Genomic DNA, 17018 nt, shown 5'->3' with positions numbered 1-17018 from the left:
GAACCCTTTGTGTTCTATTGATATTAAGGCTTAAGTTCTAACAAAACCGGACAATGATCAGAGCCCAAATAAGTCGTTAAAATATCTGCCCTTTTTACCTCTTTAAAAAGATTTTTGCTTACCAAAAAGTAGTCTATTCTCCAGCCCGTATTGCGCTCTCTCGCCTTGAATCGGTAGCTCCAATAACTGTATAAGACTTCGTCCGGGTGTAATGTTCTAAAAGAATCAATAAAACCACTGGAGGTAAAGTTATTCATACCATCAATTTCTACCTGTGTATAGCCCGCAGTTTTGTTGTAGTTAGATTTGTCATTTTTAAGGTCGATGGCTCTATGGGCGACATTAAAGTCCCCACAAACGATTACAGGTTTCTTCTTTTCTTTGGCCTTGAGATACTTCAGAAAGGCAGTATCCCATTTAGCCCGATAAGACAATCTGTCTAGTTTTTGACCCGAATTAGGGACATAAACATTTACTAAAAAAAAGTCTTGATATTCAGCGCAGAGAACTCTACCTTCATTGTCAAATTCGCTTTGCCCTATCCCGTAAGACACCTCCAGTGGTTTACGTTTGCTTAGAATAGCTGTGCCAGAATATCCTTTCTTTTCCGCAGAATTAACGAAGAGATATAAATCTGGAAAAACAGATAAAGCCTTTTCTACTTCCTGGTCTTGTGCTTTGGTTTCTTGGAGACAAATAATATCAAAGCCTATTTTTTCAATGGAATTTTGAAAATCTTTTTTCATAATGGCCCGAATACCATTCACGTTCCAGGATACTATTCTCATAAAATTATCTTTTGTAGTTAAAAGCAAAACACAAAATACGAAGCTTAAAGTAAAGAACATAAAAGACTGTAAAAATGTTTTGCTTTAAATTCCTTGAAATAGGGCATTCCATTGGGCCATCTCTTGGGTGGTGTTATAGTTTTTTCCGATATTGCAGCCCGATTCAGAAAATGATTTTTGAATTGTGGTTTTAAGGAGTGTTAGCTCAGTTGGTTTAGAGCACCGCCTTGACAGGGCGGGGGTCGTTGGTTCGAATCCAATACACTCCACTTGTTATTTGGATAGTTTTCTTTTTCAGCACAGTTGTTTCATCTTTTTATCGGAAAAGCAATCAATTGTCCTAATACTATTTCAAACTCCGTATATAATTATAATTCCCAGCCGTAAGAGAACATTTTTATTCTTGGTACACTCATCGCACAAGTTATGTCTAAGCAATCACTCTTTAAAACAGAAACAGCTAAAGTTGAAATTTTGAATCTATACGATCAAAAGTTGAAGGAGCTTGCCATAAAATTTCAATATATAGAAGTTAATACAAGATTTGGACAAACAACTGTCATAAGGACCGGAGATAAACAAAAACCACCAATTATTCTTGTCCACGGGTCAAATGGTTGCGCTCCTATAGCCCTTGAAACCTACCCGAATCTGAGTGCTTTATTCTGTGTTTACGCCATTGATGTCTTAGCCCAGCCAAATAAAAGCGCGGAAACCAGGTTAGATATGAAAGACGATTCGTACGGAGAATGGATGGATGAAATAATTGGGCAACTGAAAATTGAAAAGGTGACTATGGCAGGATTTTCTTTTGGAGGTTTAGTAATTCTGAAAACTCTTGAATATAATGACAGTAAAATTAAAGAGGTCTTTTTGACTTCCCCAGCTTATATTGTTAATGGAAACCCCATAATGGCCTTGTTCAAAGTCTTTATTCCAATAAAAAGATATATGGCCACCAAAAAGTTGAAATATGTTGAGAAGTTTCTATCAGAGCTTTTTTCAGAACGAGATGAGTTCGCCATAAAATATCTTTCGAAAGTTTTTTTAGAATTTAGAATGGACTTTAGACCAGTACCAGTTATCACTAGAAATAAGGCAAAAACAATAAATACGCCAATTACCATTTTTGCTTCTCAGAATGACCTTATGTTTCCTGGAAAAAAGTTGCTTAACAGAGCCTCTAAAATATTTCCTACACTGTTAAACAGTAAACTTCTTAAAAATACTAAACACGTCCCCAGCAAGGAACAGAACAAGCTAATTGAAAACTGGATTATGGATTGGGCCGAGTTCTAAGGTCGTATGAAATCATGATATTACAAATGTCTTTGCCTTTCCATGTCTGCCTTAAAAGACCCGAATAAACCATTTATTTTATCCCTTAGATTCCCACTTTTTTTGGCAAACTTAGAATAGGGTCTAGCTATAAATCCGGGGCTGTTAAACCGATAATCGAAATACAGTTTTCCATAAAACCGGTTATTTTCAATAAAAACTCTTTCGGGCTGATCAAACCAATAAAAATCTGAGGTTAAGATCAGCCCAAAGAATATCCTCTTAGATGAAAAACCCAATTGCAATCCACTTTCTTGCTGCTTCTAAAGGTAGTCGAGGATTTTTTCCAAAGCCATTCCTCGAGAACCTTTTATTAGTAGGGTAGAAGAAGTAATAGGCGACTTTTTTAAATGGGCAGCAAGCGATTCAAAAGAACTGTATTTTTTAAGTTTAACAGTGGTTTTGCTGAAATTTTCTCCAATAAGAAACACCATATCAAACTTCATGGACTGGGCTAATTCTGCAATTTTTTGATGTTCAATTTTTGCGTCCTCTCCCAGTTCGAACATATCTCCCAGAAAAACAGTTTTATTTGGCTCGTCTAATAGATTAAAATACTCCAGGGCAACTTCCATACTGCTGGGGTTTGCATTGTAGGCATCTAAAATGATTTTATGGCCATTTGTTTCGAGGATTTGAGATCTATTGTTATCTGGTTTATACTCCTCAATGGCTTTTTTAATTGATTTTAAGGGAACTTTAAAATACTCACCCATGAGTATAGCAGCACAGCAGTTGGGAAAATTATAGGAACCAATTAGTTGGGTGTTTATGATAGTTCCTTGGGTCTTTAGAACAACAAAAGGATTAACTTCTAACAGCTTGATACTAAAGTTTGCCTTGTCTGATGCGCTGTACGCAAACTTATACTGGTAATCTCTTGTCTTTTCTACCTGGATGGGATCGTCGGCGTTATAAAATATCAGACCCTTATGGTCAATAATATGAGTGTACAATTCACTTTTACCTCTTATTACTCCTTCCACACCTCCGAACCCTTCCAAATGGGCTTTTCCAAAATTAGTAATATAGCCATAGTCTGGTTGAGCGATGTCACATAAAAATTCTATTTCTTTTTGATGATTGGCACCCATTTCAATAATTCCAATTTCTGTTTCTTCCTTTAACCTTAAAAGACTTAAAGGAACACCAATATGGTTATTCAGGTTTCCATGGGTGGCAATGGTATTATATTTTTGAGATAAAACTGCGTTGATTAATGTCTTGGTGGTTGTTTTCCCATTGCTACCAGTAAGAGCAATTATTTTCGCATCACAATAATGCCTATGAAATGTTGCCAATTCCTGCAGTGTTATTAAGACATCTTTTACAAGAATAGTTTTTTTGCCTAGCTTGTATTCTGGGGAGTCAATGACGGCATAGGCGGCACCTTTTTCTAAAGCCTGAGAACTGAAAGCATTTCCATTAAAATTCTCGCCTTTTAAAGCAAAAAAGATTCCTCCCTTAGCAATACTTCTAGTGTCTGTAGACACGGAAGGATGTTGTAGAAAAAGCTTGTGAAGTTCTTCGATGTTCATGTGTCAAATATATAAAAAGCCCCGATGAAAATCATCGGGGCTGTATGGTTGTTAGTAGGATTAGATTTATTTGGCTTTTTTGCCTCTAACCGTTTTGTTTTTTGTTTTAGACTTAGAACCAACTCTAGACATTGCACATCTAAATCCGATATAGTCCGTGGCCATATATTGCGGTAAGAATCGTCTTTGGGCAGGATCTAACCAATAAGCTCTATCTCTCCAAGAGCCACCTTTATACACCCTAACTTCATCATTGATTAAACTGGTTCTATTATTGTTCTTATCGTATTCTCTGATAAGCGTTCCAGAGGAGTCTCTTTCTACCTTATGTTTCGGAGCGTCGTACATTTTTCTTGCGGCTGTTGCATCTTCTTCATCTGCAAATCTGTCAAAGAATCGTGAAGAACCCGGATCTCCATCTCTATACCCTCTATTATCACTACTAGAGAAATTTGTACGCAAATACGTTTCTTCTTCATCTACTGGCACCATTTTTAGTTCTCCCGGTAAATTTACCGCTACAACTTTACCATTAGGTAGGGTGTCAAAAATAACGCTATCCCTTAAGACGGTTACTTTTCCATCTTCTCCTATTGCATTCTTCATATATATATTACCTCTATAGTAATTGAAATCACTTATTTCATCATCCACAATTGGTCGGTAAACATCAGCTACCCATTCTGCAACATTACCAGCCATGTCATATAATCCAAGATCGTTGGGTTTGTAAGACTTAACTTCTGCAGTAATATCGGCACCATCATCTGACCATCCAGCTATTCCGCCATAGTCACCTTTACCTTGTTTAAAGTTTGCAAGCTGATCTCCTCGGCCAACACGCTGTCCATTTCTAGTATAATCACCTTCCCATGGATACTTTTTCCTACCTCGATAGTTATTGTATTCTCTACTACCTTGAAGGGCAGCAGCTGCGTATTCCCATTCGGTCTCTGTAGGCAGTCTGTATTCTGGCATTATAATACCACTACTCCTTTTAGCAAAAGAAGAAATAGAGTCTTGTTTTTTCTTTCCTTGAAGAGAATCAATTTGTCCGTCATAGACAGATTCTGGTCTATTTAAATAAGCCTCTGTACTAAAGGTGCCTTCTAAATCTCCATTTAAGGCCTTGTATTTGGCATCCTGTGCTAAATAACCCTCTCTTTCTAACATCGCTTCATTTACTCGGTCTGTTCTCCATTCAGCAAATTGTACAGCCTGAATCCAGTTAACACCAACCACAGGATATTCAGCATAAGCCGGATGTCTCAGGTAGTTGTTGGTCATTGTTTCATTGAAACCCAATCTATTCCTCCATACTAAGGTGTCTGGTAAGGCACCCTTATATATATTGGCATATTTAGGATTTTCAGGTGGATATACCGCCTTTAAATAATCTAGGTATTCCAAATACATAACATTGGTAACCTCGGTTTCATCCATGTAAAAAGACTGAACATGTTGTGACGTTGGCGTATTATTCCAATCATGCATAACATCATCTTGCACTTTACCTTTTGTAAAGGTTCCACCTTCAATAAAAACAAGACCTGGTGCGGTTTCTTGTTCTTTAAAGTCGGAATTATACTGAAAACCACCTTCTTTGGCATTGATTTTCCATCCTGTTGCTCTTGAAACATTCTTGGAAGAAGAAGAGGAAGACTTGTTACAACTATTTAGTGTAAAACTTCCGGCTACCACGGCACAAGAAAGTACAACTTTGATCAACTGTTTTTTCATCTGTATTTAGGACTTAGGTTCCAAATCAAACTAACCTAGCGTTAATTTGATAAGATATTTAAATAAAAATGTATTTCTTTCGGCTAATTAAACGATGTTTTAAACATTATATTTTATTGCCGATTAAAATTTTTTAGGATCACTTACCATCGGTATTTCAACGGTAAATATTCATGAACATAACGCTGTATTTAGCTATATAGTATGTACATGATTGTTTTTTGATAAGAATTAAATTTAGAGGGCAATTCTTCATGAAACTCCTGAATCCTAAACCCTGTTTGTGGCAAGTTTATTTATTAGAGCTTATTATTAAGGTATAATATGTAAATAAAGTTGGTCTTTAGGCAAGATATTTTTTAAATCATCGTTACTAATCAAGTATTCAACGATTTTTATAGCAATTATTACAGAATAATATACATTTTTGCACTAATTCTATTTTTATGAGAAAAATGAGAAAATTGACCGTTTTAATCCTGCTGGCGGGTTTTTGTAAAATATCGGCCCAAGATAACCAGGATAGGGTTATCACTACAGCCGTACCATTTTTAAGAATCGCAGCGGACGCTAGAGCCGGTGGTCTGGCTGATATGGGAGTGGCAACCTCTGTTGATGCTTTTTCCCAGCAGTGGAACCCCGCCAAATTTGCATTTGCGGAGCGAAAAATGGGAATTGGTATAGGTTACACACCATACTTAGAAAGTATCATTACGGATATAGCCCTATTAAACGGTAGTTATTATAATAAACTCAATGATAGAAGTGCATTTGCCTTTGGGTTACGTTATTTTACTTTAGGAGAAATTGAACTTAGACAGTTTGCTGGAGACCCCGGCACCATTGTTAAGCCAAATGAATTAGCTATTGACGGCTCTTATTCACTTAAATTAAGCGATCAATTCTCCATGGCTGTTGGAGGTAGGTATATCAACTCTAATCTAAGACTGCCTGATGACGGCAGTGTTGATTCGCAGTCTGCCAGCTCGTTTGCTGTAGATGTTGCCGGGTATTTTAGATCAAGGGAAATTGCCTACAATAGTTTTGATGGTCGATGGAAAGGTGGTTTTAACATTTCCAATCTTGGAGGAAAAATACAATACGAAGAAGGAGGACAACAGAACTTTCTACCTGCCAACCTGGGTCTAGGGGGTGGATTTGACTTTATTTTCGATCAAGACAATGTTCTGGCACTAGGCCTAGAGTTTAATAAACTATTGGTTCCTACTCCGCAAGATTTTAATGGTGATGGGGTAATTGATTCGGAAGACAACGATATTTACCAACAAATTGGTTGGTTCGAAGGAGTTTTTAAATCCTTTGGAGATGCGCCAGGCGGTTTAAGTGAAGAATTACAGGAGGTTACATGGGCATTGAGTGCAGAGTATGCGTTCCAAAACGCATTTTTCTTTAGGACAGGTTATTTTCACGAAAGTCCAAATAAAGGGGCTCGACAGTTCTTTACTTTAGGAGCCGGTTTTAAATTTAAATCTGCGCAGGTAGATTTATCCTATCTTTTTGCAACATCTCAAGTAAAAAATCCGTTAGAAAATACTTTGCGTTTTTCATTGACATTTAATCTTGGTGAAGAGTATTACAATGATTAAAAGACATGATTACAAAACCTATATGCCCGTCAATTGACGGGTTTTTTTTTGCTCATTTTTTCTGAAACACCTCTTTGGGAGAATTGTAAGTATATTTACCTATATATCAATTGGCTTACTTATGGAAAAGTTATCTATCTCATTTGATTTGTATACATATGAATCATTGGTGAAGTTGCCTTTAGAAGATCAAAGCTTATTACAGAAGGCCATTAAGAGTCGGAATAAGGCGTACGCTCCCTACTCGAGTTTTAAAGTTGGGGCGGCAGTATTACTGGAAAATGGAGAAGTTGTACTTGGTAATAACCAAGAAAATGCATCCTATCCCTCGGGTTTGTGTGCTGAACGAGTAGCCGTATTTCAGGCAGGAGCTTGTTTTCCAGGAATTGCTATAAAGGCAATCGCCATTTCCGCAGCATCTGAATTATATATTCTGAATAAACCTGCGGCACCTTGCGGTAATTGTCGTCAATCAATTGCGGAGTATGAGCATAAACAAAAATCTCCTATTCGTATTTTAATGATGGGAAGTACAGGTCCGGTTTATAAGATTAATTCACTAGCGGACATTCTTCCACTGGGTTTTGAATCGAGTTATTTAAAATAATATTTCAATAACTTATTGCGGATCAAATATTTATTTAAAGCTATTCAATACCTTTTTAGTCATTTTTTTTACACTATTGATTTAATGTGTATTTTTGTTTTTCCTTTAAAAATATCCATTCTAAGCAGAGGCCTAGGGAATCAACCAAAGGGACATTAAAAGAAACGTAATTAATGAAAAAAATCACGAAAGAGGTATATTTAAAATGGTATGAAGACATGCTGTTTTGGAGAAAATTTGAAGATAAGCTAGCAGCTGTCTACATCCAACAAAAGGTAAGAGGATTTTTGCATTTGTATAACGGACAGGAAGCCGTTTTGGCTGGTGCATTGCACGCCATGGATTTATCCAAGGATAGAATGATTACGGCTTATCGTAATCACGTACAACCTATCGGTATGGGAGAAGACCCCAAAAGGGTAATGGCGGAGCTGTATGGGAAGGTAACAGGGACCTCAAAGGGTATGGGAGGATCTATGCATATTTTTTCAAAAGAACACAGATTTTATGGAGGCCATGGTATTGTTGGAGGCCAAATACCTCTAGGCGCAGGCCTGGCCTATGCGGATAAATATTTTAAAAGAGATTCTGTTACACTTTGTTATATGGGTGATGGAGCAGTAAGACAAGGATCGCTCCACGAGACTTTTAATTTAGCAATGCTTTGGCAATTACCAGTGGTATTTATATGTGAGAACAATGGCTATGCAATGGGTACTTCTGTAGCACGGACTGCTTATACGACTGATATATGGAAACTTGGACTGGGATATGAAATGCCTTGCGCTCCTGTAGATGGGATGGACCCCGTCGTAGTTGCTGAGGCAATGAGCAAGGCTATAGAAAGAGCAAGAAGTGGGGGGGGGCCTACATTTTTAGAAATGAAAACCTATCGATACAGAGGTCATTCCATGTCGGATGCACAGCATTACAGGACGAAAGAAGAAGTTGAAGAGTATAAAAAGATTGATCCTATAACTCAAGTTCTTGATGTGATTCAGGATAAGAAGTATGCCACTGAAGAGGAGATTAAGGAAATCAATGATCGTGTAAAGAACCTGGTTAAGGAGTGTGAGAAGTTTGCAGAAGAATCTGACTACCCTCCGGTGGAACAACTATACGATATGGTATATGAACAGGAAGACTATCCCTTTATTGAACATAAAATATAAGTAAATGGCCGAAGTTATTAATATGCCCAGATTAAGCGATACCATGGAAGAAGGTACCGTTGCTAAATGGCTAAAAAATGTTGGAGATAAAATTGAGGAGGGGGATATTCTAGCCGAAATTGAAACAGATAAGGCTACTATGGAATTCGAGTCGTTTCATGAAGGAACACTCCTCCATATTGGAATTCCTGAAGGTGACGGAGCTCCTGTGGATACATTATTAGCCATTATTGGTGAGGAAGGGGAGGACATTACTGGTCTAATCTCAGGAGGATCAAGTACTCAGGCAGTTGAAGAAGCAACAGTTCCCGAGCCGGCTGAAGTAGTGGTAAGTACTTCCCAAGCTGAAGTTTCTATTCCCGACGATGTGGAGATTATTAAAATGCCACGTTTAAGTGATACCATGGAGGAAGGTACTGTGGCTACTTGGTTAAAGCAAGTTGGCGATGAGGTAGAAGAAGGTGATATTCTTGCGGAAATAGAGACGGATAAGGCAACAATGGAGTTTGAATCTTTTTATGCCGGACATCTTCTTTACATTGGAATTAAGGAGGGAGAGTCGGCTCCTGTAGATGAAGTGTTGGCGATAATAGGGCCAAAAGGTACAGATGTAGATTCTGTCTTAAACGCAAAGCCCAAAACCGAAGAGGCTTCCAAAGCCAGCGACAATCTGCCTGCCAAAGAAACGGCGGTAGAGAATACAGAAACTCTTGAAACTAAGACGGTAGCAGAAGGGCAACGAATTTTTGTTTCTCCGCTAGCGCGAAAAATTGCTGAAGAAAAGGGAATCAATCTAAAGGAGGTACAAGGTTCTGGAGATCAAGGGAGAATTGTTAAGCGTGATATAGAAAATTACAAACCCGTCGCAGCCTCTGTCCGAGAAGTAGGAGAAAGTCCAACTAAAGGAGAAACAACTCCAGTAGTGCAGCAGTCAGTTTTAGCTGTTGGAGAAGAGCATTTCGAAGAAGTGAAAAATTCTCAAATGCGCAAGGTTATTGCGAAAAGACTTAGCGAATCTAAATTTACGGCTCCTCATTATTACCTGATGATTGAGGTAGATATGGATAATGCCAAGGCTTCTAGGGTTCAGATTAATGGACTACCTGATACTAAAATATCTTTTAACGATATGGTTGTTAAGGCTTGTGCTATGGCACTAAAGAAACATCCTCAGGTTAACACAAGTTGGAATGGCGACACCACAAGATATAATCAACACATCCATGTCGGGGTTGCAGTAGCAGTTGAGGATGGATTGGTAGTTCCGGTATTGAAGTTTACAGATCAGCTAAGCCTAACTCAGATTGGTGCTCAGGTGAAAGATTTAGCCGGACGTGCCAGAATAAAAAAGCTTACTCCGGCCGAAATGGAGGGGAGTACTTTTACAGTATCTAATTTAGGGATGTTTGGTATTTTGGAGTTCACTTCCATTATAAACCAGCCCAATTCTGCTATTTTATCCGTTGGGGCGATAATTGATAAACCAGTGGTTAAAAACGGTGAAATTGTCGTGGGTAGTACTATGAAAGTTAGCCTTGCTTGCGATCATCGAACAGTAGACGGGGCTACTGGAGCTCAATTTTTACAGACTCTAAGATCCTATTTAGAGAATCCAGTTACCATGTTGGCCTAAATGCCTATTGATTTACATGTATTATAACTAAAATAAACAGAGGCATCCATATTTTTGGATGCCTTTTACTTTAAAAACACTTATATGAAATACAGCAGTATAATTTTGTTTCTAGTATTATTTACCGCCTGCGGATCTTTTAAAAAAAATAAAGAACTGTATTACACCTCAAAGGAGGAAGTAGCAGTGGATATGAATTTTTTGGCCTCTGATGCACTTCAGGGGAGAGATACTGGTTCTGATGGAATAGAAAAGGCGGCTACTTTTACCGAGCAGATTTTTAAGACGAATGGTGTAAAGCCATTTTTTGAAACTTACAAAGATACCTTGACGAACTATGAACAACCAGCCTATAATATAGTAGGTTACCTTAAAGGGAAGGATAAATCCCTGAGAAACGAATTCATTATTATTGGGGCCCATTATGATCATATAGGGGTAGATACCACTGCCATAGAAGATCAAATAGCAAATGGAGCAAACGACAATGCTTCAGGAACTACCGCTGTTTTGGAAATGGCGAAATATTTCGGTAAGACCAAGAGTAATAAACGAAGCATGCTTTTTGTGTTATTTAGTGCTGAAGAAAAGGGACTGTTGGGCTCAAAACATCTTGCGCAAAAACTCAAAGGCCAAAATTTGGATCTGTATGTGATGCTTAATTTTGAAATGATTGGCGTGCCAATGGTAGATAAAGACTACCTGCTGTACTTATCCGGATATGAACGATCAAATCTTGCCGCTGTAGGCAATGGCTATGCCGGTGAGAAAGTTGTAGGCTTTTTACCGAAAGCAAAAGAGTTCAGTCTTTTTCAGAGGTCTGATAATTTTCCATTTCACAATGTTTTTAATGCACCCTCCCAGACATTTTCATCCTTTGATTTTACCAATTTTAATTTTTATCATCAACCCGGGGACGAGGTTGAGCTTATGGATTTTGAGCATATGACTAATGTTATTAATAAAATGATTCCCGTAGTAGAAAAGATTACAAATGCTGAGAACAGGGAGATAAAATATAATTAAATGAAAAGAGTAGTTATAACTGGTTGTAGTCGTGGCGTAGGTTTTCAATTGGCACAAAAGTTTGCACAGGAAGGGAACAAGGTTTTGGCTATTTCCAGGAATGTTGTTCCTGTTAAGTCTTTAGCTAATCCAAATATTGAGACTTTTCCTTTTGATATTTCCAAGTCTGAAGACGTAGACTATTTGATAGAATATATTGCGAAAGAATGGAAAACGGTAGATATACTCATTAATAATGCCGGGAAGTTGTTAAATAAACCATTTCTGGATACTTCTTCTATAGATTTTGAGGCAATATATAAAGTTAATGTTTTTGGAGTAGCAGAAGTAACCAGAAGGATTCTGCCATTCATGTCAAAAACAGGACATGTGGTAACGATTAGTTCTATGGGAGGAGTGCAGGGGAGCGCTAAGTTTCCGGGACTTGCGGCTTATAGTTCTAGTAAGGCTGCTGTAATTACCCTAACAGAATTATGGGCAGAAGAATTTAAAGAGACAGGCCCTTCTTTTAATGTTCTTGCCTTAGGTGCTGTTCAAACGGAGATGTTAGAAGAAGCTTTTCCAGGATACAAAGCTCCCTTAACAGCTGTTGAAATGGCGGTTTATATCATGGAATTTGCATTAAATGGACATAGGTATTACAACGGTAAACTCTTACCAGTGAGTAAGAGTACTCCTTAGATTGCCTAGTAGGTCCAATAGCGTTTCTCATTTGCCAATAGGACTCCATTAGAGTTATAATCTGAGGGTCAGCTTTGTTATAAGAATAAAGTATTTTTAAGTTATGGAAAGGGAAGTATACGCTGAAAGAGAATGGCTTGAGACTAATTTAGAAAGATGGATAAATTTTAGCTAGATATATAATGGATAACGCCTTACATTCCTATCTTCCCGAGTATGCTGTTAACCCATGTTTAGAACTGGTAAAGATAAATGGAGTTCATTTAAAAATCGTAAATCAGAGAGTTACAAGACATGGAGACTACAGGAGAATGCCGGATGGAACTCATCAAATTACCATTAATTCTAGCCCAAATAAGTATAGGTTCTTAATCACTTTAGTCCATGAGGTAGCTCATTTAATGGCTTTTGAGCAATATGGAAGGCATATTAAACCACATGGATTAGAATGGAAACGGACCTTCCAAAGTCTTATGCTACCCTTTATAAGACCTGAGATTTTTCCAAACAGCCTTTTGCCGTTAATTGCCAGACATTTTAAGAACCCAAAAGCTAGTAGTAGTACAGATACACTTTTGGCCCTAGCTCTTAAAAAATATGATTTGCCATCCGATTTAATTCCTGTTTTTGAACTACCTTATGGCAGTATATTTAGACTTTACAATGGGAAACTCTTTAGGAGAGGTTTAAAAAAGGTAAAAAGAATCCAGTGTGTGGAACTAAAAACAGGCAGGGTATATCTGTTTCAACCCCATGCCGAAGTAGAATTAATAAAAGAATAGATGAACAACAGTAATTTTTATGCCGTTTTAATGGCAGGTGGAGTTGGTTCAAGATTTTGGCCAGTTAGCACAAAAAACTACCCCAAACAGTTCCACGATATGCTGGGCACCGGGGATACCTTAATTCAGAAAACCTTTGCCCGTTTAAATCGTTTTATTCCTGCTGAGAATATTCTAATACTTACCAACAGGAAATACAAGGATTTATGTTTGCAACAGCTACCAATGATAACGGCTTCGCAGGTGGTATTGGAACCAGTAATGCGAAATACTGCTCCATGTATACTCTATGCGGCATTAAAGGTTCATAAATTAAATCCAGATGCTCTAATGATTGTTGCCCCATGCGATCATTGGATTGAGGATGAGCAGGAGTTTGAAAGAAATATTTTAAGTAGTTTTAAACAGGCCCTTCAACCGGGTGCAATTTGTACTTTGGGGATAAGACCTAGCTTTCCAAATACCGGATTTGGTTATATAGAATATCGCGAAAAAATGCTCGATAGTGGTTTTTACCCGGTAGAGCGATTCAGAGAAAAACCGGATTATGAAACCGCCAAGTTGTTTTTGGATCAAGGTAATTTTCTCTGGAATGCGGGTATTTTTATTTGGAGTGTCGCTACTATTTTAGAAGAGTTTCGACAGTACCAATTAGACATTTATAATTTACTTGTACAAGGCATGGAAGTTTTTAATACAGCTGAGGAAGCCCCATTTATAGAAGAAAGTTACCCTAAAGCAGAGGACGTCTCTATAGATTATGCAATATTAGAAAAGGCAAAGACTATCTATGTAATACCGGCAACTTTTGATTGGAATGATCTTGGCACATGGGGCTCGTTATTTGATAAATTGCAGAAAGACGCTCAGAACAATGCCATAGTAAATGGCCAAGTTCTAACAGAAGACGCAAGTGGTAATATGATACGCCTGCCAAAGAACAAAGTTGCTGTTATTGATGGGATATCAGATTATATTATTGTGGACAAGGATGATGTGTTAATGATCTATCCTAAGTCTAAAGAACAGGACATAAAAAAGATTTTGGCCAAAGTGAAAACTACTTTTGGAGAAGACTATACCTAAGTTATGAAAGACGAACAACAAAAAGACCTGCAATCAGAAGAAACCAAAGAGAGCAGAGAAAAGGTTCAAAAAGACTTTCAGGGTTTTTTAGGAAGCGCTAGAAAGTTTTTATGGGAATTACTTAATATTAGAAATGATACGGATCAAGAAGCTACCAAGGCTGCGATAATTGCCGATATTCCATTTAAGGGCCATACCATATGGATATTGATTTGTTCAATTTTTATTGCTTCGGTTGGATTAAATGCCAATTCTACTGCAGTGGTAATTGGAGCCATGCTTATTTCACCCCTAATGGGACCAATTCTGGGAATTGGGATGTCTATTGCTATCAATGATATTGATACCTTAAGAAGATCTTTAAAGAATTTTGTTGTAATGGTAGTTATCAGTATTCTGACTGCCTATTTGTTTTTTACTTTTTTCCCACTCCGCGACGAATCTTCTGAACTTCTAGCGCGTACAGCGCCGGATATAAGAGACGTACTTATTGCTTTTTTTGGTGGTTTTGCATTAGTTATAGCCAGGGCAAAGAGAGGAACTGTGGCAACAGTAATATTCGGAGTTGCTATTGCTACCGCTTTGATGCCACCTCTTTGTACCGTTGGCTTTGGTCTTGCAATTGGGAATATGGAATACGCTTTAGGAGCTATTTACCTTTTTACCATCAACACCATTTTTATAGCCCTAGCCACCGTCATTGTTCTCAAGTTTTTGCGCTTTCCTATGGTTAGGTATGTGAATTCTAAGAAACGAATGATTTTCGCAAGAATAGCGTCTTTGGTTGCAGTATTGGTGATGATCCCGGCGATAATAACTTTTTACAATGTTTTTGAGCAATCCCGATTTATGGTGCAGGCACAAGACTTGGTTAATACTACTATTGGGGCCTATAAATTTCAAGGACAAGGAAGGTTTTTGGATAATCTAACCCAAATCAATTATAGCAGAAAGGGAACCTCTAATATAGAAATTGTTTGTATGGGTAATGAGGAGATACCTAGCAACGTAATTGAAACCTGGATTGCCAAGAAGAATACCTACAGCAGATTGAAGAATACAGAAATGAAAATAGTTCAGGGGGGAAGAGATGATTCTGAAGAGAAGTTTAATTACATTACTGAACTATATGAATCCAAAAAAGTGGAAATCCAAAACAAAGATGAAAGAATAAGGTTGCTTGAAAATGAAATTGCCAAACTTAGTAAGCTAACAACCAGACAAGTACCTTTTCAACAGATAAGTGCCGAGGCAAAGGCCAATTATGAAAATTTAGAAAGTCTAGGATTCGCCTATACCTTGGTGACAGATTTTAATAAAATGGACACTATTCCCATTTTTGAAGTAGTGTGGAAAAAAGGAGCGAAAAAGCGAGAGGTGAGAAAAGATAGTGAAAAGTTGCAAGAATGGTTAAAACTGCGAATTAATGATAAAAAGGCACAGGTAAAACAGCGGCAGTCTTAGTTACGCTCTTCAATATACATTTGCCTTACTTTTTTGAATAATTCGGAAGAATAAACAAAATCAGTCACCGCTTTATTGTCGGTTTTAAAAATCTCTTTATTTGTGCCTTCCCACTCTTTGAGGCCGTTTTTTAGAAAAACAATTTTCTCCCCAATTTCCATGACGGAATTCATATCATGACTATTTATCACCGTAATAATATCGTTTTCCTGGGTTAATTCCTGAATCAGATTGTCTATAAGGATGGCGGTTTTGGGATCTAATCCCGAATTAGGCTCATCACAAAAGAGGTATTTGGGCTTCATCACGATAGCTCTGGCGATGGCTACTCTTTTCTGCATGCCCCCAGATATTTCTGATGGGAATTTATCTTTTGCCTCTTCTAGATTTACCCGCATTAATACTTCATTAACGCGATCCTCCATTTCAGATTTCGCCTGCTTGGTAAACATATCTAGTGGGAACATTACATTTTCTTCTACCGTCATAGAATCGAAGAGGGCACTCCCTTGAAAAACCATCCCAATTTCTTGTCTAAGATCTCTTTTGTCGGTAATGGATAATTTGGAGAGAAAACGACCATCATAGATTATCTCTCCTTCATCCGGAATTAAAAGGCCTAAGAGGCATTTAAGAAAAACCGTCTTACCCGAGCCACTTTGTCCAATGATCAAATTGGTTTTACCCTTTTCAAAGGAAGTGGTAATCCCTTTTAAAACATGGGTTTCTCCAAATGATTTATGTAAATTATTAACTTCAATCATCAGCCAAGTAATAGTTGTGTCAGTACAAAGTTTGCAATAATTATTGCCACACTAGTCCAAACAAACGAAGTAGTACTGGCTTTTCCTACGTCTAAAGCTCCACCTTTCATATAATACCCATGGAAAGAGGGAATAGTAGCAATTAAAAAAGCAAATACCAAAGTTTTAATAAATGAATAAGTGACATGAAAAGGGATAAAATCTATTTGTATTCCCTCAATAAATTCTGCTGTGGTACTATGTTCTCCCATTACATTTGCAATTAAACCTCCCAAAACACCTAAATACATGGCTATGGCTATGGCAAAAGGATAAAAAAGCATGGCAATTATTTTTGGAAAAATAAGGTAGTTTAAGGAATTTACGCCCATTACCTCCAGGGCATCTATTTGCTCTGTAACTCGCATGGTGCCAATACTAGAAGTGATATAAGAGCCTACTTTACCCGCCATGATAATAGAAGTAAAGGTCGGGGCAAATTCTAAGATTACGGATTGTCTAGTAGCGAAACCAATTAAATTTTTTGGAATAAGTGGATTGGTCATGTTTAGAGCCGTTTGAATGGCAACAACTCCACCAATAAAAATTGAAATAAATATTATTATCCCTAACGAACCATAGATTAACTCGTCTATCTCCTTTAGAATTAAATTCTTCATGATCGACCATTTGGTTGGTTTTTTAAAAACCTCTTTGACCATAATAGAGTAATTCCCAATTGACGCTAAATATCCCATGAAAACGTTCTGCGATTCTAATCGTAAAAATAGTAATATTAGCATTGATTTGACC

Annotated in this window: 15 protein-coding genes and 1 tRNA gene; 11 read left to right on the top strand and 5 right to left on the bottom strand. The window is 37.5% G+C overall.

What is annotated here, in order from left to right; translation table 11 throughout:
- Window positions 1-23: 23 nt before the first annotated feature.
- A complete protein-coding gene (locus PXG98_RS09750; protein ID WP_276390664.1) occupies window positions 24-788 on the bottom strand; it encodes an exodeoxyribonuclease III in 765 nt (254 codons plus the stop codon).
- A 194-nt stretch (window positions 789-982) separates the two neighbouring features.
- On the opposite strand from PXG98_RS09750, the gene PXG98_RS09745 reads away from it, so the two are divergent.
- Both PXG98_RS09745 and PXG98_RS09740 read left to right on the top strand, forming a co-directional pair.
- Window positions 983-1057 (top strand) — tRNA-Val (locus PXG98_RS09745).
- 157 nt (window positions 1058-1214) lie between these two features.
- Window positions 1215-2087 (top strand): alpha/beta fold hydrolase, encoded by an 873-nt coding sequence (locus tag PXG98_RS09740; RefSeq protein ID WP_276390662.1) that lies wholly within the window; start codon window positions 1215-1217, stop codon window positions 2085-2087.
- Between the two features lie 302 nt (window positions 2088-2389).
- Here PXG98_RS09740 and PXG98_RS09735 read toward each other — a convergent pair whose 3' ends face one another.
- Window positions 2390-3664 (bottom strand): UDP-N-acetylmuramoyl-tripeptide--D-alanyl-D-alanine ligase, encoded by a 1275-nt coding sequence (locus PXG98_RS09735; protein WP_276390661.1) that lies wholly within the window; start codon window positions 3662-3664, stop codon window positions 2390-2392.
- A gap of 66 nt (window positions 3665-3730) precedes the next feature.
- Window positions 3731-5404 carry a gliding motility lipoprotein GldJ gene (gene gldJ, locus PXG98_RS09730; protein ID WP_276390659.1) on the bottom strand — a complete coding sequence of 558 codons (1674 nt, stop codon included), beginning with the start codon at window positions 5402-5404 and terminating at the stop codon, window positions 3731-3733.
- A gap of 455 nt (window positions 5405-5859) precedes the next feature.
- On the opposite strand from gldJ, the gene porV reads away from it, so the two are divergent.
- From porV to PXG98_RS09685, 9 genes are all read left to right on the top strand, one after another.
- Entirely contained in the window at window positions 5860-7011 is a 1152-nt protein-coding gene (gene porV, locus PXG98_RS09725) for a type IX secretion system outer membrane channel protein PorV (RefSeq protein ID WP_276390794.1), read from the top strand.
- Window positions 7012-7132: 121 nt separating this feature from the next.
- On the top strand, window positions 7133-7618 hold the full coding sequence (gene cdd / locus PXG98_RS09720; protein ID WP_276390657.1) for a cytidine deaminase: 486 nt from the start codon (window positions 7133-7135) through the stop codon (window positions 7616-7618).
- 173 nt (window positions 7619-7791) lie between these two features.
- Window positions 7792-8790: a pyruvate dehydrogenase (acetyl-transferring) E1 component subunit alpha gene (pdhA, locus tag PXG98_RS09715; RefSeq protein WP_276390655.1), complete on the top strand. Its 999-nt coding sequence runs from the start codon at window positions 7792-7794 to the stop codon at window positions 8788-8790.
- 4 nt (window positions 8791-8794) lie between these two features.
- Entirely contained in the window at window positions 8795-10423 is a 1629-nt protein-coding gene (locus PXG98_RS09710; RefSeq protein ID WP_276390653.1) for a pyruvate dehydrogenase complex dihydrolipoamide acetyltransferase, read from the top strand.
- Window positions 10424-10507: 84 nt separating this feature from the next.
- The gene (locus tag PXG98_RS09705; protein ID WP_276390651.1) at window positions 10508-11449 is read left to right on the top strand and encodes a M28 family metallopeptidase; all 942 of its coding nucleotides are present in this window, start codon (window positions 10508-10510) and stop codon (window positions 11447-11449) included.
- Window positions 11450-12130, top strand: coding sequence for an SDR family NAD(P)-dependent oxidoreductase (locus tag PXG98_RS09700; protein ID WP_276390650.1), 681 nt, complete (start codon window positions 11450-11452; stop codon window positions 12128-12130).
- 182 nt (window positions 12131-12312) lie between these two features.
- Entirely contained in the window at window positions 12313-12912 is a 600-nt protein-coding gene (locus PXG98_RS09695; RefSeq protein WP_276390648.1) for a SprT-like domain-containing protein, read from the top strand.
- Window positions 12913-13998, top strand: coding sequence for a mannose-1-phosphate guanylyltransferase (locus tag PXG98_RS09690; RefSeq protein WP_276390647.1), 1086 nt, complete (start codon window positions 12913-12915; stop codon window positions 13996-13998).
- Window positions 13999-14001: 3 nt separating this feature from the next.
- Window positions 14002-15462, top strand: coding sequence for a DUF389 domain-containing protein (locus PXG98_RS09685; protein ID WP_276390645.1), 1461 nt, complete (start codon window positions 14002-14004; stop codon window positions 15460-15462).
- Here PXG98_RS09685 and PXG98_RS09680 read toward each other — a convergent pair.
- Together PXG98_RS09680 and PXG98_RS09675 are read right to left on the bottom strand one after the other, a co-directional pair.
- Window positions 15459-16226 carry an ABC transporter ATP-binding protein gene (locus PXG98_RS09680; RefSeq protein WP_276390643.1) on the bottom strand — a complete coding sequence of 256 codons (768 nt, stop codon included), beginning with the start codon at window positions 16224-16226 and terminating at the stop codon, window positions 15459-15461. The two genes, PXG98_RS09685 and PXG98_RS09680, sit on opposite strands and share 4 nt — an antisense overlap.
- A complete protein-coding gene (locus tag PXG98_RS09675) occupies window positions 16226-16963 on the bottom strand; it encodes an MlaE family ABC transporter permease (RefSeq protein ID WP_276390642.1) in 738 nt (245 codons plus the stop codon). Before PXG98_RS09675 ends, PXG98_RS09680 begins: the two co-directional genes overlap by 1 nt.
- Window positions 16964-17018 lie beyond the last annotated feature (55 nt).

Source organism: Eudoraea chungangensis (genome assembly GCF_029360665.1).
In the GTDB taxonomy this organism is placed as follows: domain Bacteria; phylum Bacteroidota; class Bacteroidia; order Flavobacteriales; family Flavobacteriaceae; genus Eudoraea; species Eudoraea chungangensis.
This window is presented reverse-complemented; position numbering and strand designations above follow the sequence as displayed.